This window comes from Enterobacter quasimori, assembly GCF_018597345.1.
In the GTDB taxonomy this organism is placed as follows: Bacteria; Pseudomonadota; Gammaproteobacteria; order Enterobacterales; family Enterobacteriaceae; genus Enterobacter; species Enterobacter mori.
Genome location: NZ_JAHEVU010000004.1, coordinates 183,958 through 210,448 on the forward strand (window position 1 = coordinate 183,958; position 26,491 = coordinate 210,448).

Sequence of the window (26,491 nt, forward strand, 5' to 3'; positions counted from 1 at the left end):
TCTTCTCGGCTCCTGATTATTTAGCGGTCTTACGGTATTGCTCGATAAGTTCGATGAAGTGATCGAACAGCGGCGCGGCGTCGTGTGGGCCCGGGCTGGCTTCCGGGTGGCCCTGGAAGCTGAACGCTGGCTTATCTGTACGGTGGATGCCCTGCAGGGTGCCATCGAACAGCGACTTGTGGGTCACGCGCAGGTTAGCCGGCATTGAGGCCTCATCGACGGCAAAGCCGTGGTTCTGCGCGGTGATCATAACCGTGTTGTTATCGATGTCTTTCACCGGGTGGTTACCACCGTGGTGGCCGAACTTCATCTTAACGGTGTTCGCACCGCTCGCCAGGGCCAGCAGCTGATGGCCGAGACAGATGCCGAATACCGGGATGTCGGTTTCCAGGAAGGACTTAATGGCGGCGATAGCGTAATCGCACGGCGCAGGGTCGCCAGGGCCGTTGGACAGGAAAATACCGTCCGGATTCATCTTCAGCACGTCTTCGGCAGACGTTTGTGCTGGCACCACCGTCAGGCGGCAGCCGCGGTCAACCAGCATGCGCAGGATGTTGCGCTTGGCGCCGAAATCGTAGGCCACCACGTGGAACGGCAGCTCGCTCTCTTTTTTCGCTTCCGGCAGGTCGCCTGAAAGCGTCCAGCTACCCTGAGTCCAGCTGTAGGCTTCAGCGGTAGTCACTTCTTTCGCCAGGTCCATGCCGTTCAGGCCCGGGAAGGCTTTCGCTTTTTCCAGCGCCAGCGTCGCATCGAGGTTATCACCTGCGATGATGCAGCCGTTCTGTGCACCCTTCTCGCGCAGCAGACGCGTTAACTTACGGGTATCGATATCGGCAATCGCCACGATGTTATGGCGCTTCAGGTAAGAAGAGAGGTCTTCGGTATTGCGGAAGTTGCTGGCAATCAGCGGCAGGTCGCGAATGACCAGGCCTTGCGCATGTACCTGAGAAGATTCTTCGTCAGCCGCATTGGTGCCGACATTGCCGATATGAGGATAGGTAAGAGTAACGATTTGGCGAGAATAGGAAGGATCAGTGAGGATTTCTTGATAACCGGTCATTGAAGTATTGAAAACGACTTCCCCAACCGCCGAACCTGTTGCCCCTATGGCCCGACCGATAAACTGGGTTCCGTCTTCCAGAACCAATAGCGCTGACTTAATCAAAACACCCTCCAGAGAATATTCACTCACTTTATTTGCATATTAATTCACAACCACGTCATAAATCAATGCAAATGTGTTGCCAGCGGATTTTTGGCAAACGGCGGCATTCTGGGGATTTGGTGGGTAAAAGTCAACTCAAAACGTATATTTTGTTTATTCTTTTGCGAGCCTGGCGGCTGGAATGCGATTTAACGGGCAAAAAGATCAGGCAAATCATTCTGGGAAACGCTTGCGCGGTAAGTTTAATGGGATTTTCGTGTGTGGGGCAATAAAAAGTGGACCATATGGTCAAAATTTACAATTGTGCAACGCAAAACAGAGAGAAAAGATATTTTTTTAAAGCTTTAACAGAATAACACTCACAAATAAGACAAAATAAAAGGGCAATAAATTATTGCCCTATGCAATCAATAGATTACGACTGCAATAACCACATCACGATGGGTAATAATGATTACAAATTGTTGAGATCGAGCACATCTCGCATATCAAAAAGACCATTACGCCTGCCTTTCAACCACAACGCGGACCGCACGGCGCCATTTGCAAATGTCATTCGGCTGGATGCCTTATGTGTGATCTCTACACGTTCGCCAATATCGGCGAACATCGCGGTATGTTCGCCGACGATATCGCCTGCACGCACAGTTGCAAAGCCAATGGTTCCCGGAACACGTTCGCCCGTATGACCTTCGCGAGAATAGACCGCGATATCTTTTAAGTCTTTATCCATTGCATAAGCAATCGCTTCGCCCATTGCCAGCGCTGTGCCTGATGGCGCGTCGACCTTATAGCGGTGATGCGCTTCGACAATTTCAATGTCGGTATAGTCGCCCATCACTTTCGCCGCCTTCTCCAGCAGCTTCAGCATGACGTTAACGCCCACGCTAAAGTTGGCAGCGAAGACGATCGCAATCTCGTTTGATGCCTCCTGAATGGCTTGTTTACCCGCGTCGTCAAAACCGGTGGTGCCAATCACCATCCCTTTACCGTTCTGACGGCAAAACGCCAGGTGATTCAATGTGCCTTCAGGGCGCGTAAAATCGATGAAGACATCGAAGTCCTCTTTTACCGCCTCCAGGCTGCTCTGCACGGTTACGCCCGTGTGGCCTGCGCCCGCCAGCTCACCCGCATCGGTGCCAAGTAGTGATGAACCTTCACGCTCCAGCGCCGCGCCAAGTGCCACACCCTCCATCTGCAGCGCCGCCTGAATCAGCTGACGGCCCATACGTCCACCCGCGCCCGCAATAGCGACACGGATCTGTGCATCATGCATAGTTATTCTCTTACGTTAAAATGATGTAAACCGTTTTCAGATTAACCAGCCTTCGCGGAGGCTGCCAACTGAAAACACCGATAATTAGAATTTAACGTGAAACCGACTTAAATATCAGTAAAAGACATGATTTTGTCGTCACGATAAAGTAACGGGTAAAAAAAAGGCCAGCACAGGAGGTGCTGGCCTTTCATAAGAAGAGGGATTATTCCACTTCGCGGGCATCAATTCGCAGTTCTTTCGGAACTTCAAACACGATGTTCTCTTCGCGCCCTTCCAGCGGCACCGCTTCGCCGCCGCCCAGCTCCTGCAGACGAGAAATGACGTTTTGTACCAGAATGTCCGGCGCGGATGCCCCGGCCGTCACGCCTACGCAGGCCGCATCTTTAACCCACGCTTCCTGAATGTCCGTCGCATCGTCAATCAGAAACGCCGCCTTCCCCATTCGCTGTGCCAGTTCAGCCAGACGGTTAGAGTTGGAGGAGTTCTTAGAGCCGACCACCAGCACCACGTCCGCCTGTTCAGCCAGCGCGCGCACCGCTTCCTGACGATTGGTGGTGGCGTAGCAGATGTCATCCTTGCGCGGCCCGACGATTTTCGGGAAGCGCTGACGCAGGGCGTCAATCACGTCTGAGGTATCGTCGACGGAGAGCGTGGTCTGGGTCATAAACGACAGTCGCGCTTCGTTTTTCACGTTCAGCGTAAAGACATCTTCCGGCGATTCGACCAGATACATTCCCCCTTCCGGGTTGCTGTACTGGCCCATGGTGCCCTCGACTTCCGGGTGGCCGGCGTGGCCGATCAGGATCGACTCTTCACCGCGGCGGCTGGCGCGCGCCACTTCCATATGCACCTTGGTCACCAGCGGACAGGTGGCATCGAATACGGTCAGATCGCGGCTTTTCGCTTCGTTACGTACCGCCTGGGAGACGCCGTGCGCGGAGAAAATCAGGATCGCGCCGTCCGGCACTTCGCTGATCTGCTCAATAAAGATGGCGCCGCGCTCGCGCAGGCTGTCGACCACGTAGCGGTTATGCACCACTTCGTGACGCACATAAATCGGCGCGCCGTAAATCTCCAGCGCGTTTTCAACAATGCTGATAGCGCGGTCTACACCGGCGCAAAAGCCGCGCGGGTTAGCCAACAGGATCTGCATTTCAGGCCTCCAGTGCAGGATCGATTTCCAGCACTTCAACATCAAAATGAACGGTACGCCCGGCAAGCGGATGGTTGAAATCAACGGTAATTGAGTCGCCGTTGATTTCGCGGATCACGCCAGGCATTTCGCTGCCGTCCATAGCGGTAAAGAGCATAATCGCCCCGATTTCCGGTTCACCCGCGTCCATGAACTCGCGGCGCGAGAAATACTGGATAAGATCGGGACTTGGCACGCCAAACGCGGCATCCGGCTCCAGCGAAAAGGCTTTTTTCTCACCCTCTTTCAGACCGAGAAGCTGCTGCTCAAGACCTTCAGACAGGGAAGTATCGCCAAGACGAAACAGGGCCGGTTTGCCGTTATTGCGGGTGGATTCGGCCGTGGAGCCATCATCCAGCTTCAGCGTGAAGTGAACGAGAACCGCGCTGTTGCTCTGTACGGATTTAGACATGCAAATTGCTCGCTTGTTTTGGGTCACCTGTTGCCCGGTGGCGCTACGCTTACCGGGCCTACGGGAAGCCACAAATTCTGTAGGCCGGGTAAGCGTAGCGCCACCCGGCATTGATGCTTACGCCTGCTCTTTCGCGGCCGGTTTAGGCAAGAAGCCTTCCAGCACGATTAACGCCGCACCGATACAAATTGCCGTATCGGCCAGGTTAAAGGTCGCGAAGTGCCAGTCGCCGACGTAGAAGTCGATCATATCGACCACAAAGCCGTGCCACAGGCGGTCAAACAGGTTGCCCAGCGCGCCGCCAATGATCAGCGCGTAGGCGATGTTATTCAGCTTTTGCGTGGCCTTCGAGCGGTACATCAGCACCGCCAGGATCACGCAGATACCGAGAGCGATACCCGCGAAGAACCAGCGCTGCCAGCCACCGCTGTCGGCAAGGAAACTGAACGCCGCACCGTAGTTGCGGGCGTAGTGCAGGTTAAGCGACGGGAACAGCGGGACCGTATCCCCCAGAGCAAAATTCTGGAGGATCAGGAACTTGCTTCCCAGATCGATAATCAGCACCACCACAACCAGCCACAGCCAGCGCAGTCCTGTTGAACAAAGAGTTTTACTCATCAGGCAAACTTACGTTTTTCGCCGTCACCGGCGACGTTGCTTACACAGCGTCCGCAGATGTCTGCGTGTTCCGCCACCTGACCGACATCGGTGGTGTAATGCCAGCAACGCGGGCATTTCTCACCGTCGGCTTTGCTCAGCGCGACTTTCAGTCCTTTGAGCAGTTCGCTCTGCTGAGCATCAGCAGAAGCCTCGGCATAATCCGCAACTTTCGCACCGGAGGTCAACAGGACAAATCGTAATTCATCGCCCAGCGCGGTCAGTTTGGCCGCCAGCTCCGGTTCCGCGTACAGGGTCACCGCGGCTTCCAGAGAGCCACCGACTTTCTTGTCAGCGCGCGCCTGCTCGATAACCTTGTTCACTTCGCCACGCACTTTCAGCAGCTCGTCCCAGAAGGCGTCGTTCATCGCTTCGGTGCTGGAGAGATCGAACAGGCCTTCGTACCACTCACCGGTGAAGACATACTTCTCACGGTCGCCCGGCAGGTAGCCCCAGATTTCATCCGCGGTGAAGGACATGATCGGCGCCATCCAGCGTACCAGCGCTTCTGCGATATGGAACAGCGCGGTTTGGCAGCTACGACGCGCGACGCTGTCCGCTTTCGCGGTGTACTGGCGGTCTTTGATGATGTCGAGGTAGAACGAGCCCATCTCGATGGAGCAGAAGCGCATCAGGCGCTGCACCACTTCGTGGAAGTCATAAGACTCATAGGCCTTCAGGATATCTTCCTGCGCCGCTTTCGCGCAGCCTACCGCCCAGCGGTCCAGCACGACCATCTCTTCCGGTTTCACCATGTCTTTTGCCGGATCGAACCCGTTCAGGTTCGCCAGCAGGAAACGCGCGGTGTTACGGATACGACGATAGCTGTCGGCAGCACGTTTCAGGATCTCGTCAGATACAGCCATTTCGCCGGTGTAGTCGGTCGACGCCACCCACAGACGCAGAATGTCTGCGCCCAGCTTGTTCATCACATCCTGAGGAGAAACGGTGTTACCGATAGATTTGGACATCTTACGGCCCTGACCATCCACGGTGAAGCCGTGAGTCAGTACCTGACGGTAAGGCGCTTTACCCTTCATGGCGGTGGAGATCATCAGGGATGACATGAACCAGCCGCGGTGTTGGTCAGAGCCTTCCAGATACATGTCGGCAGCGTGGCCGGCAAACTCCGGACGCACGTCAACCACGGAAGAGTGGGTCGATCCGGAGTCAAACCACACGTCCAGGGTATCCGGCACTTTCTCGTAGCTGTCAGCGTCTGCGCCCAGGATGTCGCGGGCGTCGAGATCCCACCACGCCTGAATGCCGTCAACTTCAACGCGCTTCGCCACTTCTTCCATCAGTTCCAGCGTGTTCGGGTGCAGCTCCTGCGTCTCTTTATGCACGAACAGAGACATCGGGACGCCCCAGGTACGCTGACGGGAGATACACCAGTCAGGACGGTTAGCCACCATGGATTCGATACGCGCCTGGCCCCAGTCCGGGATCCACTGCACGCCTTTGATCTCTTTCAGAGACTGCTCGCGCAGGCCCTTCTGATCCATGCTGACGAACCACTGCGGGGTCGCACGGAAGATGATCGGGGTCTTGTGACGCCAGCAGCACGGATAGCTGTGCTGCATTTTTTCAACGTGCAGCAGCGCGCCGCTGGTACGCAGCATGTCGACGATGATGTCGTTCGCTTTGAAGACGTTGATGCCGTCCAGCGCCGGGTAGGTGCCAGGCAGGTAAGATCCGTCCGGGCCGACCGGGTTAGCGATTTCCAGACCGTACTTGAGGCTGATGTTGTAGTCGTCAGGACCGTGGCCACCGGCGGTATGCACCGCACCGGTACCCGCTTCCAGCGTCACGTGGTCGCCCAGAATCGCCGGAACGTCGAAGTCCAGGAACGGGTGCTTGAAGCGCATCAGCTCCAGCGCGTCCCCTTTCACGGTGCCCAGCACGGTGTAGTCGGTGATATGCGCGCGCTTCAGCACGCTCTCAACCAGATCTTTCGCCAGGATAACCGCCTGACCTTCAACCTGAACCAGCGCGTATTCGAACTCACCGGACAGGGAGATCGCACGGTTGGCTGGCAGGGTCCACGGGGTGGTGGTCCAGATCACCAGAGAGATCGGGCCGTTTACCGAGGCGACGCCAAATTTGGCTTTCACCGCATCCTGATCCACCGCGTGGAAGGCCACGTCGATAGACGGAGAGGTTTTGTCGTAATACTCGACTTCCGCTTCTGCCAGCGCAGAGCGGCAGTCCACGCACCAGTGCACCGGCTTAGCGCCTTTGTGCAGGTGGCCGTTACCGATGATTTTGCCCAGCGCACGAATAATGTTGGCTTCAGTTTTGAAGTCCATGGTCAGGTACGGATGCGACCAGTCGCCCAGTACGCCCAGACGGATGAAGTCAGCGCGCTGACCGTCAACCTGCGTGGCTGCGTATTCGCGGCACTTCGCACGGAACTCGGCGGCGGTGAACTTCTCACCCGGCTTGCCATACTCTTGCTCGACCTTCAGCTCGATTGGCAGACCGTGGCAGTCCCAGCCCGGAACGTAAGGCGAGTCATATCCCGCGAGGCCTTTGGACTTCACGATAATGTCTTTCAGAATCTTGTTAACCGAGTGACCAATATGAATGCTGCCATTCGCATAGGGAGGGCCATCATGCAGAATGAAGGTTTTTTTGCCTTTTTTGGCTGCACGAATGATGCCGTACAGGTCATCATCGGTCCAACGCGCCAGCATTCCCGGTTCACGCTTGGCGAGATCGCCGCGCATCGGGAACCCTGTTTCCGGCAAATTCAGGGTTGATTTATAGTCACTCATCAGATTCTCGGTTCCGTATTTATCACGTAGGCAGTTAAGCCGGGTTCAAAGCCCAAAAAACTCGCGGGCCGTCAATTCATCTCGCGCAATTTGCGCTTTGAGTTCATCCAGCGAACCAAATCGCTGCTCGTTGCGTATTTTTTTACGCAGTATCACATCTATATGGCGACCATACAGGTCCATTACAACGTCCAGCAGGTGCACTTCCAGCTGTTGACGCACACCGGCGACGGTCGGACGCGTGCCAATATTGGCGACGCCGTAAAACGGCTTATCGCCCAGTCCTGCCACTTCTACCGCATAGACCCCTTTAACCGGGGAAACCTGACGACGCAGCGGTATATTCGCCGTCGGGAAACCTATCGTGCGGCCCAGCGCATCGCCATGGACCACGCGGCCAGAGATGGTGAACGGATGCCCCAGCAGGGTTTCTGCGGTGTCCAGTTCATCATTGGCCAGCGCCTGGCGGACCGCCGTGCTGCTGACGCGCACGCCGCCTTCACAGAAGGTCATTGCGCTGGTGACGTCAAACCCGTACTCCAGACCAGCCTTCTGTAATAGCAAGAAATCGCCCTGACGACCAGCGCCAAAGCGGAAATCATCGCCCACGGCAAGAAACTGCACCCCAAGACGCTTCACCAGCAGGTCGCTGACAAACGTTTGTGCTGTCAGCGCGGCAAAGCGGCGATCGAAACGCACGCACAATACGTAGTCCACGCCGGACTCTGCCAGATAGCGTAATTTCTCGCGCAGGCGGGTCAGACGGGCGGGAGATTTTTCGCCCGCAAACAGCTCAAGGGGCTGCGGCTCAAAAATCATCACCACAACGGGCAGGCCACGGGCCTCCCCTTCTTTACGCAATCCCTGCAGCAGCGCCTGATGACCACGATGCACGCCGTCGAAATTACCAATGGTCAGCACGCACCCATGCGGGGCTTTGCTGAGATTATGTATGCCGCGTATCAGCTTCATGTCTGGCTCAAAACAGTGAAAATCGCCAAAGTATACCTTGTACAGCGGTTAAGGTTAACCGGCGATTGTTCAGGCAAAACAGAAAGCCGTAATGATTTCATCAGGCTGACCTTTCGCAGCGAAAAAATCTGCTCGTGAACTGCGATTTTTATGCCGAAAGGCTGTATTCAGGGAAGACAAGCTGGTAGAATCCTGCGCCATCACTACGTAACGTAGCGTCGCTAATTAACGGCGCTTATTTGCACAAATCCATTGACAAAAGAAGGCAAAGAGGGCATATTCCTCGGCCTTTGAATTGTCCACATAGATCATATTTGGGAGTTGGACTTGGCTAATATCAAATCAGCTAAGAAACGTGCCGTTCAGTCTGAAAAGGCTCGTAAGCACAACGCAAGCCGTCGCTCTATGATGCGTACTTTCATCAAGAAAGTATACGCAGCTATCGAAGCTGGCGACAAAGCTGCTGCGCAGAACGCATTTAACGAAATGCAACCAATCGTGGATCGTCAGGCTGCTAAAGGTCTGATCCACAAAAACAAAGCAGCGCGTCATAAAGCAAACCTGACCGCGCAGATCAACAAACTGGCTTAATCGCTACTTGTTGTTGCTTGTTTAAAGAACCCGCTTAACGCGGGTTTTTTTATGCCTTCAGATTGCCGGTGGCGTAAACAGCGCCGAGTAGTCGCGGTTACAGATCCGCTGTACCGCCGGGTGCTGAATCATTCTTTCGGCAAATATGGCGTGATACTCCTCCATCACGTTATCTACCCTGCCAATCTCCGTAATCTTATCGTCCGAATAGAGATCGTGCGCGTACAGCGTCGGCGCAACGAAGATCGCGTTATGCGCTTCGCCAAAGGCTTTCATCAGCGCCGCATCGTCGAACTCACCGAGGATCTCCACGTTCAGCCCCTGCGAGTTAAACCAGTTCAGCAGCTTGCGTCCGAGCATGGAGCGCCTTCCCGGCACCAGCAGGCGACGCTCTTCCAGGCACGCGGGGAAGGGTTTTTCCGGCGGCGGGTTAATGCACCAGAAGCTGACGCCGCATTCGCCAATTTTCACCGAGAACAAACCTTCCTGCTGGGTAGAGTCAATCGGGCAGTCCGAAATAATCATATCCAGCTTGTGCTGGCTAAGCTGTTCCAGCAGCATCTCGTGGGTGGACTCAAAGCAGCGCAGGTGGATTTGCTCATCTTCGACCACGGCGGCATCCAGCACGCCGCTCACCAGCCGTTTTGATAGCGCATCCGCCACGCCCACGTCGAAGAGCAGGTTCGACTCTTTGCGGTAGTTGACGATATCCAGCATCTCCTGGCTCAGGGTGAACATTTTGTCCGCATAGCGGAACACCAGCTCGCCCAGCTCGCTGGGTTCAATCCCACGCCCCTTACGCTTGAACAGCTTGCCCTGCAGGCGCTCTTCAAGCGCCTTGATTTGCCCGGTGATGGTCTGCGGCGTCAGGTAGAGCGCCTCCGCAGCCCCCACCACCGAGCCCTGTTTATAGACGTGCCAGAAGTAGTACAGATGGTTGTAATTTAAATGAGACATTGCGTGTTCTCTCCCTGAGTGTGTATCGGGAGAAGGAGCCCCTCCTCCCGGTGTTCCGTTATGCCCGGACGGCCTGTCCGGGCAATTTCGCCTTCAGCAAGGCATAACCGATGACTGCAGCCAGTAATGACCCGATGAGAATGCCGAGTTTTGCCCAGACGATAAGCTCAGGCGCATGCGCCCCAAACGCCAGCGTCGAGATAAAGATCGACATGGTAAACCCGATTCCGCAGAGCACACCCACGGCCATAATCTGCTTAAACGTGGTGCCGTTCGGCAAAGACGCCAGCTTCAGCTTAATCGCCAGCCAGCAGAAGAGGCTAATGCCCAATGGCTTACCGATAAACAAGCCTGCGATGATGCCCAGCGGCAGCACGGACGTCAGCCCGTCCAGCGTCACGCCACCGAGGGAAACGCCCGCGTTGGCAAACGCAAACAGCGGCAGGATCATAAAGGCCACCCACGGGTGCAGAACATGCTCCAGCTGCTTTGCCGGAGATTTGCCGTCCTGAGGCTTAAGCGGCACAAGGAAGCCCACAATTACGCCCGCCAGCGTGGCGTGCACGCCCGATTTCAGCACCGCCGTCCAGAGCACCATACCTACCAGGATATAAATGCCGATGCGGCGAACATTGAAAATGTTGAGTAATGCCAGCACCGCAATCGCCCCTGCGGCCACGCTCAGCGACAGGATTGACAGATCGCTGGTATAGAACAGCGCGATAATAACGATAGCGCCCAGGTCATCGATGATCGCCAGCGCCATCAGGAAGATTTTTAGCGCCACCGGCACGCGGCTCCCCAGCAGGGCTAATACCCCGAGGGCAAAGGCGATATCCGTCGCGGCCGGAATAGCCCAGCCATGGCGCGCCATCGGATCCTGCCAGGTGAAGGCCAGGAAGAGCAGAGCCGGAACGACCATTCCACCGAGCGCAGCAATCACCGGGAATACGGCACGCTGGCGGCTGGCAAGCGAGCCCAACACCAGTTCACGCTTGACCTCAAGCCCCACCAGCAGGAAAAACACCGCCATCAGCGCATCGTTGATCCACAGCAGCATGTTCTTGTTGATTTCCAGCGCCCCGACCTTCAGCTCAACGGGCGTTTCCAGAAATGCATGGTAGAGATCGCGCGTTAATCCTACGTTCGCCAACACCATCGCGGCGGCTGCAGCAATAATCAGGATCACACCACCGGACGCTTCACTGCTAAAGAAACGGTGTAGTAATTTCATTTAAGTTCTCTCTTTTACAACAATACCTCGATAAAACCATAATACCAAGCCAAACAACTCGGCAAAAACAGATTAATATTGAGTATAGATTCAGTTTTACCGAGCTATACCTTCAAATAAAAAAAGCCCGGAATCGCTTCCGGGCTTTTTAAGGACACTTAACAGCTAACGGATTAGCGCGTTAAATCATCGAAGAATTTTTTGACGCCATCGAAGAAGCTTTTGGAGCGCGGGCTGTTTTTCTCTCCCGTCGGACCACCAAAGCTCTCCTGCAACTCTTTCAGCAGCTGTTTCTGCTTATCGTTCAGGCCAACCGGCGTTTCCACGACGACGCGGCACAGCAGGTCGCCCTGCGCACCGCCGCGAACGGACTTAACGCCTTTCCCGCGCATGCGGAACAGCTTACCGGTCTGGGTCTCGCCCGGGATCTTCAGATTGACGCGACCATCCAGCGTCGGTACTTCGATTTCACCGCCCAGTGCCGCCATCGCGAAGTTGATCGGCACTTCGCAGTACAGGTTATTCCCTTCGCGCTCGAAAATCGCGTGCTGCTTCACCTGTACCTGAACGTACAGATCGCCTGCCGGTGCGCCGTGTTCACCTGCTTCACCTTCGCCCGCCAGACGGATGCGGTCGCCCGTATCGACGCCAGCCGGGATTTTAACGGACAGGGTTTTCGTTTTCTCAACGCGACCGTGGCCGTGGCATTTGGTGCACGGATCTTTAATCAGCGTACCGCGACCGTGACAGTGCGGACAGGCCTGCTGTACCGCGAAGAAGCCCTGGCGCATCTGCACCTGACCGGAACCGTGACAGGTTGGACAGGTCTGTGGCTGCGTACCCGCTTTCGCGCCGCTGCCGTGGCACACGTCACACTCTTCCAGCGTCGGGATGCGGATCTCTTTGGTGACGCCGCGAACGGCCTCTTCCAGCGTCAGATCCATGTTATAGCGCAGGTCCGCGCCGCGCGCCGCGCGCTGACGACCACGCCCACCGCCGAAGATGTCGCCGAATACATCGCCAAAGATATCGCTGAAATCAGCGCCACCGCCAAAGCCGCCGCCACCGAATCCACCGCCGCCCATGCCGCCCTGTTCAAAGGCTGCGTGACCGTACTGGTCATAGGCCGCACGTTTTTGTGCATCGGTCAGGACTTCGTAGGCTTCTTTGATCTCTTTAAATTTGGCTTCAGCCTCTTTATCACCCTGGTTACGGTCCGGGTGGAATTTCATGGCCAGGCGCTTATACGCCTTTTTGATTTCACGCTCTTCCGCTGTTTTGGAAACGCCTAAAATCTCGTAATAGTCTTGCTTAGCCATCTTTTTTATCTGCCCCTAACATGCGTGCACGGGCGGAGAGGAAACCTCTTCGCCCGTGCCAGTAATTACCCGTTCAAAGGGCGATTATTTTTTGTCTTTCACTTCTTCGAACTCAGCGTCGACAACGTCGTCGTCTTTCGCGTTGTTCGCAGATGCATCAGCGCCCGCCTGCTGTTGAGCGTGCTGCTGCTGAGCGATTTCCATCAGCTTCTGGGAAGCCTGCGCCAGCTCCTGCATCTTCGCTTCGATATCCGCTTTATCTTCACCTTTCAGTGAGGACTCCAGCGCAGTCAGTGCAGCTTCGATAGCAGTCTTGTCTTCCGCTGGCAGCTTATCGCCGGCTTCTTCAACCTGCTTACGGGTGCTGTGCAGCAGATGGTCACCCTGGTTACGGGTCTGAACCAGCTCTTCGAACTTACGGTCGGATTCCGCGTTAGCTTCGGCATCGCGAACCATTTTTTCGATTTCCGCTTCGTTCAGGCCAGAAGATGCCTTGATGGTGATCTTCTGCTCTTTACCGCTGTTTTTGTCTTTTGCAGACACGTGCAGGATACCGTCAGCATCGATGTCGAAGGTGACTTCGATCTGCGGCATGCCGCGCGGTGCCGGGTTAATGCCGTCCAGGTTGAACTGACCCAGAGATTTGTTATCCGCCGCACGCTTACGCTCACCCTGAATCACATGGATGGTTACCGCAGACTGGTTGTCTTCAGCGGTAGAGAACACCTGGCTGTGTTTCGTCGGGATGGTGGTGTTTTTGTTGATGAGCGCCGTCATCACACCGCCCATGGTTTCGATACCCAGAGACAGCGGGGTAACGTCCAGCAGCAGTACGTCTTTCACTTCACCGGTCAGTACGCCACCCTGAACCGCAGCACCGATTGCGACCGCTTCGTCCGGGTTAACGTCTTTACGTGGCTCTTTACCAAAGAACTCAGCCACTTTCTTCTGAACCATTGGCATACGGGTCTGACCACCGACCAGGATAACGTCCTGGATGTCAGACACGGACAGGCCAGCGTCCTGCAGTGCAACTTTCAGCGGCTCGATGGAACGGTTCACCAGGTCTTCTACCAGGCTTTCCAGTTTCGCACGGGTCACTTTGATGTTCATGTGTTTAGGACCGGTCGCGTCTGCAGTGATGTACGGCAGGTTCACGTCGGTCTGCTGAGCGGAAGACAGCTCGATCTTCGCTTTCTCAGCGGCTTCTTTCAGGCGCTGCATCGCCAGCGGGTCGTTACGCAGGTCAATGCCCTGATCTTTCTTGAACTCGTCAACGAGGTAGTTGATCAGACGGGTATCGAAGTCTTCACCACCCAGGTGGGTATCACCGTTGGTTGCCAGAACTTCGAAGGTTTTTTCGCCGTCAACTTCGTCGATTTCGATAATAGAGATATCGAAGGTACCACCACCCAGGTCGTAAACCGCGATAGTGCGGTTGCCAACTTCTTTATCCAGACCGTAAGCCAGTGCAGCCGCGGTTGGTTCGTTGATGATACGTTTTACTTCCAGACCTGCGATACGGCCAGCATCTTTGGTTGCCTGACGCTGAGCATCGTTGAAGTAGGCAGGTACGGTGATAACAGCTTCAGTTACCGGCTCACCCAGGTAATCTTCAGCGGTTTTCTTCATTTTCTTCAGCACTTCAGCAGAAATCTGCGGTGGTGCAGTTTTGGTGCCTTTCACATCAAGCCATGCATCGCCGTTATCTGCCGCGATGATTTTATAAGGCATGATAGAAACGTCACGCTGAACTTCTTCGTCCTGGAAGCGGCGGCCAATCAGGCGTTTGATCGCAAACAGGGTGTTTTGCGGGTTTGTCACTGCCTGACGTTTAGCCGGCTGACCAACCAGAGTTTCACCATCCTGGGTATAAGCAATGATAGAAGGCGTGGTGCGATCGCCCTCGGCGTTCTCCAGCACGCGTGCAGTAGTGCCATCCATAATCGCTACACAAGAGTTGGTAGTACCCAGGTCGATACCAATAATTTTACCCATCTAAACGTCTCCACTAAAAATTCAGTCAACATGTGGTTGTGTACCTGTAATAAGGGCAGAACGTGCTTTTTCAACTGCCCAGATTTGATTTTTTTCAGGTCCACACACTGCGGTTGCTTACAAGATGGGGTCGCAACGGCATCCATCAAGGGGGACGTATAAAAAAATTTTCAATTTCCCCCTGATGAGATCATAGACGGCATCGATTGCGCCCCTTATTATGCCGCGCCCCGTCAGGGAGTATTGACGCGGGTTTAACCATTTCACCATATTAATGATGATTTTTTTGAGGACTTATGGGCAACACTAAGTTGGCTAATCCGGCTCCGCTGGGCCTGATGGGTTTTGGCATGACCACTATCCTGCTGAACCTGCACAACATCGGGATGTTCCCGATGGATGGCATTATTCTGGCGATGGGCATTTTTTACGGCGGTATCGCGCAAATCTTCGCGGGACTGCTGGAATATAAGAAAGGCAACACCTTCGGCTTAACCGCCTTTACCTCTTACGGCTCTTTCTGGCTGACGCTGGTTGCCATTCTGCTGCTGCCTAAAATGGGCATGGCAGACGCGGCAAACGCCCACTTCCTGGGCGTTTACCTGGGCCTGTGGGGCGTCTTCACCCTGTTCATGTTCTTCGGTACCCTGAAAGGTAACCGCATGCTGCAGTTCGTTTTCCTGAGCCTGACCGTGCTGTTCGCCCTGCTGGCGATTGGTCATCTGGTGGATAACGAAGGCATCGTTCACGTTGCGGGCTGGATTGGTCTGGTTTGCGGCGCAAGCGCTATCTACCTGGCAATGGGCGAAGTGCTGAACGAGCAGTTTGACCGCACCGTTTTACCGATTGGTGAAAAACACTGATCCCTCTGTCGTGCCCGCCTCGCGGGCACGACATTCCCCCGCCTGACGAAGCCAAAATCCTAATACCAGCCCCATCACCGACAGCACCAGCACGTACCAGGCCGGAGCCAGGGGAGACACGCCCATCAGCACGGTGACCGCAATCGGCGTCAGCCCGCCGAAAATGGCATACGACACGTTGTAAGAGAAGGAGATACCGCTGAAACGGACTTCCGGCGGGAAGGCTCGCACCATGACGTAAGGCACAGCCCCCACGACGCCCACGCACAGCCCTACCACGCCGTACAGCAGGAACAGCTGTTCAGGATGGCTGCCCGCCAGGTGGTAAAACGCCCAGCTTGATGCGGCCAGTAGCAGGCTACCGATGATAAAGGTAACGCTGGCACCAAAACGATCCGCCGCCAGCCCGGCGGCCAGACAGCCAAAGCAGAGCATGATTGTCGCGATACTGTTCGCCTGTAGCGTCACGGCAGGGGCGAAGCCGTACTGCTTTTGCAGCCAGACCGGAGACATCAATATCACCACCACAATGCCCGCCGAGAGCAGCCAGGTCAGCAGCATCGATACCACCACCGCTTTTTTATGGCGTACCACAACCGCCTTCACCGGCAGCTCATCCGCCAGCGCTTTGCGCTGCTGCATTTCCAGGAATATCGGCGTCTCCTGCAGCCAGCGGCGCAGGTACATCGCTACCAGGCCAAACGCCCCGCCCAGCAGGAACGGAAGACGCCAGCCCCACTCATGAACGGCCTGTTGCGTCATGCTGGTATTTACAATCGTCGCCACCACCGACCCCAGTAAGATCCCGACGGTGAGCCCAGCGGTTAAGGTTCCACAGGCGATCCCGATGCGGCGGGCAGGCACATGCTCGGACACAAACACCCACGCCCCCGGCACTTCACCACCGATGGCCGCCCCCTGGAGAATACGCATCAGCAACAGCAGCAACGGCGCAAGGATACCCATCGAGGCATAGGTAGGCAGCAGACCAATGGCCAGCGTCGGCACGGCCATCAGCAGGATGCTAAGGGTAAACATCTTCTTGCGCCCGACCAGATCGCCAAAGTGCGCCATCACAATGCCACCCAGCGGACGCGCCAGATACCCGGCGGCAAAAATGCCGAAGGTTTGCACCTGACGCAGCCATTCCGGGATATCCGCCGGGAAGAAGAGTTCCCCCACCACGGCGGCGAAGAAGACGAAGATGATAAAGTCGTAAAACTCCAGCGCGCCGCCTAAGGCCGCGAGCGTGAGGGTTTTGTAGTCCTGTCGATTCAGAGGTCGGGAGTTATGTGACATAGCGAACCATTATGCGTGTATTGTGGATTTATTTTTACAGCTATCGTAAAGAAAAAATTACTATATCGTAAATCCGTTTACACGCTACTGCGGCTGACGCTAATGTCACACTTTCTTTATTTTCAGGAGATTGTTTCGCGGCGAGCGCTTTTAGGACGAAAAGCTGCTACCACTTTCTCATCGGTTTCAACATAGGGGCCGTCAAGCAGCTGTATACAATACGGTACACTGGCAAAGATACCGTGCACAATGACGCTACCGTCTTCCGCTTTAAGCCCTTCCAGCGTCTCTTTAATCGACTTCGGCTGGCCCGGTAGGTTCAGGATCAACGCCTGCTTGCGGATCACCCCCACCTGGCGGGAAAGAATGGCCGTCGGAACAAAGTGTAGACTGATCTGCCGCATCTGTTCGCCGAAGCCCGGCATTTCGCGATCGGCAACCGCCAGCGTCGCGTCCGGCGTCACGTCGCGGCGCGCGGGGCCGGTTCCGCCCGTCGTCAGAACGAGGTGGCAGCTCATCTCATCCACCAGCTCGCAGAGCGTCTGCTCGATGATCGGCTGTTCGTCAGGGATCAGGCGGGTCTGGATCTCAAACGGGGTGGTCAGCGCGCTGCCCAGCCACTCTTCCAGAGCGGGGATGCCTTTATCCTGGTAAACGCCGCTGGAGGCGCGGTCAGAAATCGACACCAGGCCGATGCGTAAGGTATTCATATCCATTCCATTCAAAAAGTACTGATTAAAGGGAATGATACACGCAGAGAGGAAATTCAGACAGAGGCGGGGGTAAGACGCGTGACCGGGAGCCCGGTCACGCGGAATGATTACAGCAGGTCGCCGATCATTTTTTCCAGTTTGCCCTGGTCAACAGCAAACTTACGGATACCGTCCGCCAGCTTGTCTACCGCCATTGGATCCTGGTTGTGCTGCCACAGGAACTCGGATTCCGTGATGCGCTCTGGGCGTGCTTTCACTTCACCGGTGTAGGACAGTTTACGCTCAAGCGCACCTTCGCTCTCTGCCAGCTCTTTCAGCAGCGCAGGGGCGATGGTCAGGCGGTCACAGCCAGCCAGCTCGATGATTTCACCGACGTTACGGAAGCTTGCGCCCATAACCACGGTCTCATAGCCGTGCTGTTTGTAGTATTCGTAGATTTCAGTCACAGAAATCACGCCTGGATCTTCAGCCGGTGCGTACTCTTTCTTATCGGTGTTGGCTTTGTACCAGTCCAGAATACGGCCCACGAACGGAGAAATCAGGTATACGCCTGCTTCTGCACATGCACGCGCCTGCGCGAAGGAGAACAGCAGGGTCAGGTTACAGTTGATACCGTCTTTTTCCAGCTGCTCTGCCGCGCGGATGCCCTGCCAGGTAGAAGCCAGTTTGATCAGGATACGGTCGTTGCTGATGCCCGCGTCGTTGTACATTTTGATCAGACGTTTCGCTTTCGCGATAGACGCTTCGGTGTCGTAGGAGAGACGTGCATCCACTTCGGTAGAGATACGGCCAGGAACCAGTTTCAGGATTTCCAGACCGATGTTCACTGCCAGCTTGTCGGTCGCGTCCACAACCTGCTGCGCGCGGTCGTTGCTCTGTGCTTTCGCCCAGGACACTGCGTCGTCAATCAGTTTGCGATACTCAGGGATCTGCGCGGCGTTAAGGATCAGAGAAGGGTTGGTTGTGGCATCCTGCGGCTGGTACAGCTTCATTGCCGCGATATCTCCGGTGTCAGCTACGACAGTGGTGAACTGACGAAGGGAGGTCAATTTATCCGTCATGATAGTGTTTCTCTTTTAACGTGCCCTGGATAATTCACGCTACCGACAGCATGCCTGCAGCGGAAAAATGACAGGTTTACTTGTTAGGGGGATGTAACCGGTCTGCCCTGATGATAACACGAGTGAGAGGCAGCGCAACCGCAGACAGTGCGCTTAGGCAGAGTATGATAAACTGAGAATATTAACAGGCTGCTAATCAACAGCATGTCCAATCAGTGGTAACGCTTACATATTCACTTTGGCATCAACAAGAGGGACGTTAATGCCTGATTTTCTGTTCTTTATTAACGAAATTCTCTGGGGTTCGATAATGATATATCTGCTCCTGGGAGCAGGTATGTGGTTCACGCTGCGCAGTGGTTTTATCCAGTTTCGTTATATTCGCAAATTTGGCAGAAGTCTGAAAAATAGCCTCACCCCACAGCCGGGCGGATTAACCTCATTTCAGGCACTCTGCACCAGTCTCGCCGCGCGGGTCGGCAGCGGTAATCTGGCAGGCGTTGCGCTGGCCATCAGCGCGGGTGGGCCTGGCGCCGTATTCTGGATGTGGGCCACGGCGATTATCGGCATGGCGACCTCGTTCGCTGAATGCTCGCTCGCTCAACTTTATAAAGAGAAAGACAAAAACGGTCAGTTTCGCGGCGGTCCGGCCTGGTATATGGCCCGTGGACTGGGGATGCGCTGGATGGGCGTCCTGTTTTCGCTCTTCTTACTCATCGCCTATGGCCTGATTTTTAACACCGTCCAGGCAAACTCCGTGGCGCATGCCATGCGCTATGCCTTTGCCTGCCCGGAATGGATAACCGGTGCCGTTTTAGCGCTTCTCACCCTGCTGACGATATATGCCGGTCTCAAAGGCGTGGCCCGCCTGATGCAGTGGCTGGTTCCGGTTATGGCCCTCCTGTGGGTAGCCGCCAGTCTGTTCGTTACCGCACTGCACATCGATCGGTTGCCGGACGTCATCGCCGCTATCTTTAAGAGCGCGTTCGGCTGGCGCGAAGCGGCCTCGGGCGCGCTGGGTTATACCGTCAGTCAGGCACTCACGGCAGGGTTTCAGCGGGGCATGTTCTCGAACGAAGCCGGTATGGGTTCAACGCCCAACGCAGCGGCGGCGGCGGCCTCCTGGCCTCCCCATCCAGCGGCGCAGGGCATTGTGCAGATGATTGGTGTGTTCACGGACACCATTATTATCTGCTCCGCCAGCGCGATGATCATTCTGCTGTCGGGGCCCCTTCCCCATCCCTCTGGCACCGTCGGGATACAGCTGGTTCAGCAGGCGCTGGTCAATCTTGTGGGTGGCTGGGGAGCCGGTTTTGTCTCATTAATCGTGGGCCTTTTTGCGTTTAGTTCGATCACGGTGAACTATCTCTACGCGGAGAACAACCTGATCTTCCTGAAGCTTGATTCGCGACATTCGCGCAACGTGCTTCGCGTAGGTGTTATCGCAATGATAATGACGGGCGCCCTGCTCAGCATGCCGGTGGTCTGGCAACTGGCGGACGTGATTATGGCGCTGATGGCGATCACCAACCTGACGGCAATTTTGCTGCTTTCTCCGGTGGTGACGCTCATTGCTCAGGACTATCTGCGTCAGCGCAAGCTGGGCCTTAAACCCGTGTTTGATCCCACCCGCTACCCCGAAATTGAGGCGCAAATTGCCCCCGGCTCCTGGGACGATTTGCCGCGGCAATAACAGCTATCGATCAATTCAGGGCGATTTTTTGCTAAAGTCGCTCTAAATTTCCTGCAAGGACTGGATATGCTGATTCTGATTTCACCTGCAAAAACGCTCGATTACCAGAGCCCGCTCGCCACCGAGCGCTATACCCAGCCTGAACTGCTGGACTACTCGCAACAGCTGATCCGCGAAGCGCGCAAGCTCTCTGCGCCGCAAATCGCCTCGCTGATGAGCATCAGCGACAAGCTGGCCGATCTTAACGCGACCCGCTTTCACGAGTGGCACCCGGATTTCACCCCCTCTAACGCTCGCCAGGCGATTCTGGCGTTTAAAGGCGATGTCTATACCGGCCTGCAGGCGGAAGATTTTAGCGAAGCCGATTTCGATTTTGCCCAGCAGCATCTGCGCATGCTGTCGGGCCTGTACGGCGTACTGCGCCCGCTGGATCTGATGCAGCCCTATCGTCTGGAGATGGGTATTCGCCTGGAAAACGCCAAAGGCAAAGACCTGTACCATTTCTGGGGCGATATCATCACCGACAAGCTGAACGCGGCGCTGCGCGCCCAGGGCGATAACGTGGTGATTAACCTGGCATCCGATGAATACTACAAGTCGGTGAAACCGAAAAAGCTGGATGCAGAGATTATCAAACCGGTGTTCCTCGATGAGAAGAACGGTAAGTTCAAAGTGATCAGCTTCTACGCCAAGAAAGCGCGTGGCCTGATGAGCCGCTACATTATCCAGAACCGCCTGACGAAGCCGGAGCAGCTGACCGCCTTCAACAGCGAAGGCTATTTCTTTGACGAGGCGTCGTCAGGGAAAGGCGAGCTGGTGTTTAAGCGCCACGAGCAGTAAAAACAAACCCCGCCAGCTGGCGGGGTTTTGCATTAATGGTGTTTCCAGTCCGGGCCGCGATCGTCGCGGTGGTCATCGCGGTGATGGTCATCATGGCGATCGTCATGTTTACGATGCTCATCATGCGGACGCCAGTGGTTATCGCGCCAGTCATAGTGCGCTTTCCACCAGTCGTGGTCGCGCCAGCGGCCGCCGTCCCAGTAGTGCCCGTTATTATCCTGGTCGCCAATCTGCAGTTTTACCGCTGGCACGAGGGTGATTTCGGATGCCTGTACCGCCATGGGAGCGACCAGCATCAGTGAAAGCGCGATGAGTGCAGGTTTCAGGGTAGACATAGGTGACTCCTTCTTATACTTGCCCAACGTGGGCCGATGTAAGGAGAGTACGCGAGGGGAACGGGGGATGTTATTCTCTGCAATCCTAAACGCTAAGCGACCGCATTTATTGGGAATTTCTGCTTTTTCCCTGCTATTTTTCTCCTTAATTTCTTCACAAAAAAGCCGGGTGGCGGCTTCGCCTTACCCGGCCTACGTTCTGAGCCGTTGTAGGCCCGGTAAGGCGTAGCCGCCACCGGGCAACACAATCACGCACGCGTCATCATCAGCTTACGCAGCGCGGCAAAATCTGCCGGTAGCTCATGTGACAGCAGCGGCAGGTCGGCACGCTCGGCCAGCTCTTTCGGCAGCGGCAGCGTTTCGCCCAGGATCGCTTCCACGCTCTCTTTGAACTTCGCCGGATGCGCGGTGCCCAGGAACAGGCCATATTCACCCGGATTGAGCTGATCGCGCAGCGCGCGGTAAGCAATCGCCGCGTGCGGTTCAGAGGTGTACCCCACCGCCTTCAGCTCGCGCATGGTCGCTTTGGTGGTTTCATCCGTCACCGCGGCGTAGCCCAGGTCGCCCAGACGCCAGATCTTACGGCGGAACAGCTCTTCCACGCGCGGCCAGTTGTTTGGCTGTGACACATCCATCGCATTGGAGAGCGTTGCCTGCGTGGCGTTCGGCGCCCACTTACCGTCTTTCAGGAAGCGCGGCACGGTGTCGTTAGCATTGGTGGCGGCGATAAAGCGTTTCACCGGCAGACCCAGGGATTTCGCCAGCAGGCCCGCCGTCAGGTCACCGAAGTTACCGCTCGGCACGGAGATCACCAGCTGGTTGCGCGCGTCCTGCGGAAGCTGCGCCACCGCCTCGAAGTAGTAGCAAATCTGCGCCAGCAGGCGGCTGATGTTGATGGAGTTGGCAGAGTTCAGCCCCAGGGCCACCTTCAGCTCTTCGTCGTCGAAGGCCTGCTTGACCAGCGCCTGGCAGGCATCGAAATCGCCGTCAATCGCCACGGTTTCAATATTGCCGCCGAGCGTACAGAACAGTTTTTCCTGCAGCGGGCTGATTTTGCCTTTCGGATAGAGGATCACCACGCGGACGTTTTTCAGGCCGTAGAACGCGTGCGCCACCGCCGCACCGGTATCGCCGGAGGTCGCGGTGAGAATGGTCACCGGCTTGTCGCCGCTGATGTGGGTCAGCATTTGCGCCATGAAGCGGCCGCCGAAGTCTTTAAACGCCAGCGTCGGACCGTGGAACAGCTCCAGGCAGCCAACGTCAGGCTCCACCTGCTTCACCGGTGCCGGGAAAGCGAACGCCGCACGCACGCGCTCTTCCAGCAGCTCCTGCGGGATTTCGTCGCCGATAAACGCCGAGAGAATTTTAGTGCTGCGGGTGACAAAGTCCTGCTTCAGCAGTTCGTCGATGTCGGTCAGCTGAAATTCCGGCAGGTCATGGGGAAAAAACAGCCCCTGATGTTTGCCCAGCCCCTGCGTTACCGCCTGCGCGAAGCTGACCTGCTCGTTATGATCTTTAAGGTTGTAGAGTTTCATTAATTATCCCAGTACTCGTGCGCCAGCCGTGTCCAGACGGCAAATATGAACAAAGCCTTCCTGATTTTGCAGGTAGTGTTTAGAGAGCCAGTCCGCCACGCGCTGCGCGGTGTCTGGCTTGTCGCACAGGGCGAACAGCGTCGGTCCGGAGCCGGAGATGCCGCACGCCTGCGCGCCGATATCCATTGATGCCTGTCGCGCCTCGTTAAAGCCGGGCAGCAGCTTCGTGCGGTACGGCTCGGCAATGACGTCTTTCATCAGCTTTGCCGCCAGCTGCGGCTGACGGGTGTAGCAGGCGTGGATGAAGCCCGCCAGGTGACGCCCGTGGGCGATACAGTCCTGACGACGGTACTGCGCGGGCAGGATCGCACGCGCTTCCGCGGTAGAGACCTTAATACCCGGATAGGCCAGCACCCACAGCCACTCATCAAACCCTGGCACCTGCTGGCTGATGATGCCATTTTCTTCGATCATCAGTTGCATGCCGCCGAGGAAGCACGGCGCCACGTTGTCATAATGAATGCTGCCGGAGATACGCCCTTCCAGTTCGCCCATCAGTCCCAGCAGACGGCTGTTGTTCAGCGGCTTGCCGCAGTGCTCGTTCAACGCCACCAGCGCGGCGACCACGGAACACGCGCTGGAGCCCAGGCCTGAGCCAATCGGCATACTTTTTTCCAGCGTCATGGCGACCGGCACGTTTTTGCCGATCTCCTGACAGAAGCGTTCCCAGCACTGATAAACGATATTTTCGCGCGGCTCGGACGGCAGTTTGCAGGCGAAGCGACCCACATTGTTCAGGCTGAAGCTGTCCGCCGCTTCCACCGTGACCGTATCGCCCAGCAGTGAACCATCCACCGGCGTGACCGCCGCGCCCAGCACGTCAAATCCGACGCTCATATTGGCGCTGGAAGCCGGGGCATAAACTTTGACCATGTTAAACTCCTAACTTCCATGACAGGGTACGCAGCAGATCGGCAAACACACCCGCCGCCGTAACATCGTTCCCTGCGCCATAGCCGCGAAGCACCAGCGGCAGTGGCTGATAATAGTGGCTGTAGAACGCCAGCGCATTCTCGCCGTTTTTGACCTTGTACAGCGGGTCGTTGCCATCCACTTCGGCAATCTTCACCCGGCACACGCCGTCTTCTTCAATATTGCCAACATAGCGCAATACCTTACCTTCATCACGGGCTTTCGCCACACGGGCGGCAAAAGCGTCGTCAAGCTGCGGCAAATTCGCCATAAAGGCGTTGACGTCACCGCCGTCATCAAACACTGCTGGCAGCACCGGCTCAATCACGATATCCGAAAGCTCAAGCTCGCGACCCGTTTCACGCGCGAGGATCAGCAGCTTGCGCGCCACGTCCATACCGGAAAGGTCGTCACGCGGATCCGGCTCGGTATAGCCCAGCTCGCGTGCGGCGCGGGTGGCTTCCGACAGGCTCATCCCTTCATCCAGCTTGCCGAAGATAAACGACAGCGAACCGGAGAGAATGCCGGAGAAACGCTGCAGTTCATCGCCCGCGTTCAGCAGGTTTTGCAGGTTCTCGATAACCGGCAGCCCCGCGCCCACGTTGGTGTCGTAGAGGAACTTGCGGCGCGACTTGCTCGCCGCCAGACGCAGCTGGTGATAGTACTCCATCGACGAAGTGTTGGCCTTTTTGTTTGGCGTCACCACGTGGAAACCTTCGCGCAGGAAGTCGGCGTACTGATCGGCCACCGCCTGGTTGGAGGTACAGTCGACGATCACCGGGTTAAGCAGGTGATACTCTTTCACCAGACGGATCAGGCGTCCCAGGTTGAACGGCTCTTTCGCCTCGTTCATCTCGGCCTGCCAGTTCTCCAGGTTCAGACCGTGAACGTTGGTCAGCAACGCTCTGGAGTTGGCAATCCCGCAGACGCGCAGATCGATATGTTTCTTCTTCAGCCACTCCTGCTGACGCTTCACCTGCTCCAGCAGCGCGCCGCCCACGCCGCCCACGCCAATCAGGAACAGCTCGATGACCTGATCGGTGTTGAACAGCATCTGGTGAACCACGCGCACGCCGGTGGTGGCGTCATCGTTGTCCACCACCACGGAAATTGAACGCTCAGACGAGCCCTGGGCAATCGCCACGATGTTGATATTGGCGCGCGCCAGCGCGGCAAAGAATTTAGCGGAGATGCCGCGCAGCGTGCGCATGCCGTCGCCGACCACAGAGATGATCGCCAGACGCTCCTGAATGGAGAGCGGCTCCAGCAGCTCTTCCTTCAGCTCCAGATAAAACTCCTCCTCCAGCGCGCGACGGGCGCGAAGGCAGTCAGCCTGCGGCACGCAGAAGCTGATGCTGTATTCGGAAGAGGACTGGGTGATCAGCACCACCGAGATACCGTTGCGGGACATGGCCGCAAAGACGCGCGCCGCCATGCCGACCATCCCTTTCATCCCCGGTCCGGAGACGCTGAACATCGCCATATTGTTGAGGTTGGAGATGCCTTTCACCGGCAGACCGTCTTCATCGGTACTCGCGCCTATCAGCGTACCCGGCGCCTGCGGGTTACCGGTATTTTTAATCAGGCAAGGGATCTGGAACTGGGCAATCGGGGAGATGGTACGCGGGTGAAGCACTTTGGCGCCGAAGTAGGAAAGCTCCATCGCTTCCTGGTACGACATCGACTTGAGCAGCCTGGCGTCCGGAACCTGGCGCGGGTCGCAGGTATAGACGCCGTCAACATCAGTCCAGATCTCACAACAGTCTGCGCGTAAACAGGCGGCCAGCACGGCGGCGGAGTAGTCGGAGCCGTTACGGCCCAGCACCACCAGCTCGCCCTTCTCGTTACCGGCGGTGAAACCAGCCATCAGGATCATGTGGTCAGACGGGATTTTGCTCGCGGCGATACGGCGGGTTGATTCGGCAATATCAACGGTGGATTCGAGGTAGTGGCCTACCGCCAGCAGTTTTTCAACCGGGTCGATCACGGTCACGCTATGGCCGCGCGCTTCCAGCACGCCCGCCATGATGGCGATTGAGAGTTTTTCGCCCCGGCAGATCAGCGCCGCGTTGATGCTGTCCGGGCACTGGCCGAGGAGGCTGATACCGTGCAGGACGTGTTTGATTTGCGCAAATTCCTGCTCAACGAAGGACTTCAGCTGAGCGTGCGGGAAGCCGGGCAGCGCCTCTGCCAGCCCTTGCAGCAGGTCAGCGAAGATACGCTCGGCGTCGCTGATGTTCGGGAGTGCATCCTGGCCACCGATGGTTTTTTCAATCATCGCCACCAGATGGTTCGTGATTTTTGCCGGGGCAGAGAGCACGGTAGCAACCTGCCCCTGCCTGGCGTTGCTTTCCAGGATATCGGCAACACGCAGAAAACGTTCTGCATTTGCCACTGATGTACCGCCGAACTTCAACACTCGCATGGTTCTACCTCGTTTCCTTTAGCCGAAAAAAAAGCCCGCACTGTCTAGGTGCGGGCTTTTTTTTGTTTTTCCTGTACGCGTCAGCCCGCATCGTTACCCGTGGTAATGATGATGGTTGTGGTAATGGTGGTGATGCTGATGCGTTTCATGGATGTTGTGTACTCTGTCATTATTATCTGTCTGTGCTGTATTCTTTTAGGGT

Annotated in this window: 23 protein-coding genes, 1 pseudogene and 1 other annotated feature; of the genes and pseudogenes, 4 read left to right on the forward strand and 20 right to left on the reverse strand. The window is 56.3% G+C overall.

Translation table 11 applies throughout. The features are described from left to right. Window positions 1-16: 16 nt before the first annotated feature. From carA to KK102_RS22265, 8 genes and pseudogenes are all read right to left on the reverse strand, one after another. Complete coding sequence (gene carA, locus KK102_RS16470; RefSeq protein ID WP_024907427.1) at window positions 17-1,165, reverse strand: glutamine-hydrolyzing carbamoyl-phosphate synthase small subunit; 1,149 nt, start codon at window positions 1,163-1,165, stop codon at window positions 17-19. Between the two features lie 454 nt (window positions 1,166-1,619). Continuing rightward, the gene (dapB, locus tag KK102_RS16475) at window positions 1,620-2,441 is read right to left on the reverse strand and encodes a 4-hydroxy-tetrahydrodipicolinate reductase (protein ID WP_126545138.1); all 822 of its coding nucleotides are present in this window, start codon (window positions 2,439-2,441) and stop codon (window positions 1,620-1,622) included. A 205-nt stretch (window positions 2,442-2,646) separates the two neighbouring features. After that, the gene (gene ispH / locus KK102_RS16480) at window positions 2,647-3,597 is read right to left on the reverse strand and encodes a 4-hydroxy-3-methylbut-2-enyl diphosphate reductase (protein ID WP_045415580.1); all 951 of its coding nucleotides are present in this window, start codon (window positions 3,595-3,597) and stop codon (window positions 2,647-2,649) included. A 1-nt stretch (window position 3,598) separates the two neighbouring features. After that, on the reverse strand, window positions 3,599-4,048 hold the full coding sequence (fkpB, locus tag KK102_RS16485) for an FKBP-type peptidyl-prolyl cis-trans isomerase (RefSeq protein ID WP_003856450.1): 450 nt from the start codon (window positions 4,046-4,048) through the stop codon (window positions 3,599-3,601). A gap of 117 nt (window positions 4,049-4,165) precedes the next feature. After that, entirely contained in the window at window positions 4,166-4,666 is a 501-nt protein-coding gene (gene lspA, locus KK102_RS16490; protein WP_048975056.1) for a signal peptidase II, read from the reverse strand. Further along, a complete protein-coding gene (gene ileS, locus KK102_RS16495; protein ID WP_216358033.1) occupies window positions 4,666-7,482 on the reverse strand; it encodes an isoleucine--tRNA ligase in 2,817 nt (938 codons plus the stop codon). The genes lspA and ileS overlap by 1 nt, the downstream gene beginning before the upstream one ends. 45 nt (window positions 7,483-7,527) lie before the next feature. Then, window positions 7,528-8,454 carry a bifunctional riboflavin kinase/FAD synthetase gene (ribF, locus tag KK102_RS16500; protein WP_126545140.1) on the reverse strand — a complete coding sequence of 309 codons (927 nt, stop codon included), beginning with the start codon at window positions 8,452-8,454 and terminating at the stop codon, window positions 7,528-7,530. A gap of 7 nt (window positions 8,455-8,461) precedes the next feature. Then, window positions 8,462-8,680: pseudogene (locus KK102_RS22265) on the reverse strand (DUF2575 domain-containing protein). Between the two features lie 101 nt (window positions 8,681-8,781). On the opposite strand from KK102_RS22265, the gene rpsT reads away from it, so the two are divergent. Next, window positions 8,782-9,045 (forward strand): 30S ribosomal protein S20, encoded by a 264-nt coding sequence (gene rpsT, locus KK102_RS16505; protein ID WP_003856458.1) that lies wholly within the window; start codon window positions 8,782-8,784, stop codon window positions 9,043-9,045. A gap of 57 nt (window positions 9,046-9,102) precedes the next feature. Here rpsT and nhaR read toward each other — a convergent pair whose 3' ends face one another. The 4 genes from nhaR to dnaK all read right to left on the reverse strand — a co-directional run bounded on the left by nhaR (window position 9,103) and on the right by dnaK (window position 14,553). Then, a complete protein-coding gene (gene nhaR / locus KK102_RS16510; RefSeq protein WP_003856462.1) occupies window positions 9,103-10,002 on the reverse strand; it encodes a transcriptional activator NhaR in 900 nt (299 codons plus the stop codon). Between the two features lie 58 nt (window positions 10,003-10,060). Further along, the gene (gene nhaA, locus KK102_RS16515) at window positions 10,061-11,236 is read right to left on the reverse strand and encodes a Na+/H+ antiporter NhaA (protein ID WP_216358034.1); all 1,176 of its coding nucleotides are present in this window, start codon (window positions 11,234-11,236) and stop codon (window positions 10,061-10,063) included. A 173-nt stretch (window positions 11,237-11,409) separates the two neighbouring features. Further along, window positions 11,410-12,555, reverse strand: a complete 1,146-nt coding sequence (dnaJ, locus tag KK102_RS16520) for a molecular chaperone DnaJ (protein ID WP_126545142.1) — start codon at window positions 12,553-12,555, stop codon at window positions 11,410-11,412. A gap of 84 nt (window positions 12,556-12,639) precedes the next feature. Then, window positions 12,640-14,553, reverse strand: coding sequence for a molecular chaperone DnaK (gene dnaK / locus KK102_RS16525; protein WP_126545143.1), 1,914 nt, complete (start codon window positions 14,551-14,553; stop codon window positions 12,640-12,642). Between the two features lie 296 nt (window positions 14,554-14,849). On the opposite strand from dnaK, the gene satP reads away from it, so the two are divergent. Further along, window positions 14,850-15,416 carry an acetate uptake transporter gene (gene satP, locus KK102_RS16530; RefSeq protein WP_008502042.1) on the forward strand — a complete coding sequence of 189 codons (567 nt, stop codon included), beginning with the start codon at window positions 14,850-14,852 and terminating at the stop codon, window positions 15,414-15,416. On the opposite strand, the gene KK102_RS16535 is transcribed toward satP, so the two are convergent. The 3 genes from KK102_RS16535 to tal all read right to left on the reverse strand — a co-directional run bounded on the left by KK102_RS16535 (window position 15,393) and on the right by tal (window position 18,489). Further along, the gene (locus tag KK102_RS16535) at window positions 15,393-16,715 is read right to left on the reverse strand and encodes an MFS transporter (protein ID WP_216358035.1); all 1,323 of its coding nucleotides are present in this window, start codon (window positions 16,713-16,715) and stop codon (window positions 15,393-15,395) included. The genes satP and KK102_RS16535 overlap by 24 nt on opposite strands. A gap of 122 nt (window positions 16,716-16,837) precedes the next feature. Next, complete coding sequence (gene mog, locus KK102_RS16540) at window positions 16,838-17,425, reverse strand: molybdopterin adenylyltransferase (RefSeq protein WP_010427076.1); 588 nt, start codon at window positions 17,423-17,425, stop codon at window positions 16,838-16,840. A 110-nt stretch (window positions 17,426-17,535) separates the two neighbouring features. Continuing rightward, complete coding sequence (tal, locus tag KK102_RS16545; protein ID WP_126545146.1) at window positions 17,536-18,489, reverse strand: transaldolase; 954 nt, start codon at window positions 18,487-18,489, stop codon at window positions 17,536-17,538. Between the two features lie 262 nt (window positions 18,490-18,751). Here tal and KK102_RS16550 point away from each other — a divergent pair, with 262 nt between their 5' ends. Further along, a complete protein-coding gene (locus KK102_RS16550; protein WP_216358036.1) occupies window positions 18,752-20,182 on the forward strand; it encodes an alanine/glycine:cation symporter family protein in 1,431 nt (476 codons plus the stop codon). Window positions 20,183-20,248: 66 nt separating this feature from the next. Further along, complete coding sequence (yaaA, locus tag KK102_RS16555; protein ID WP_061715988.1) at window positions 20,249-21,022, forward strand: peroxide stress protein YaaA; 774 nt, start codon at window positions 20,249-20,251, stop codon at window positions 21,020-21,022. A gap of 32 nt (window positions 21,023-21,054) precedes the next feature. On the opposite strand, the gene KK102_RS16560 is transcribed toward yaaA, so the two are convergent. The 5 genes from KK102_RS16560 to thrL all read right to left on the reverse strand — a co-directional run bounded on the left by KK102_RS16560 (window position 21,055) and on the right by thrL (window position 26,438). After that, window positions 21,055-21,357: a DUF2502 domain-containing protein gene (locus tag KK102_RS16560; RefSeq protein ID WP_126545149.1), complete on the reverse strand. Its 303-nt coding sequence runs from the start codon at window positions 21,355-21,357 to the stop codon at window positions 21,055-21,057. Between the two features lie 248 nt (window positions 21,358-21,605). Beyond that, on the reverse strand, window positions 21,606-22,892 hold the full coding sequence (gene thrC, locus KK102_RS16565; protein WP_216358037.1) for a threonine synthase: 1,287 nt from the start codon (window positions 22,890-22,892) through the stop codon (window positions 21,606-21,608). 3 nt (window positions 22,893-22,895) lie between these two features. Continuing rightward, window positions 22,896-23,825 (reverse strand): homoserine kinase, encoded by a 930-nt coding sequence (gene thrB / locus KK102_RS16570; RefSeq protein WP_126545151.1) that lies wholly within the window; start codon window positions 23,823-23,825, stop codon window positions 22,896-22,898. A gap of 1 nt (window position 23,826) precedes the next feature. Beyond that, a complete protein-coding gene (thrA, locus tag KK102_RS16575) occupies window positions 23,827-26,289 on the reverse strand; it encodes a bifunctional aspartate kinase/homoserine dehydrogenase I (RefSeq protein WP_126545152.1) in 2,463 nt (820 codons plus the stop codon). A 24-nt stretch (window positions 26,290-26,313) separates the two neighbouring features. After that, window positions 26,314-26,431 (reverse strand) — a sequence feature (Thr leader region). Further along, window positions 26,370-26,438: a thr operon leader peptide gene (gene thrL / locus KK102_RS16580; protein WP_015572623.1), complete on the reverse strand. Its 69-nt coding sequence runs from the start codon at window positions 26,436-26,438 to the stop codon at window positions 26,370-26,372. (Overlaps the previous feature by 62 nt.) Between the last annotated feature and the right edge of the window lie 53 nt (window positions 26,439-26,491).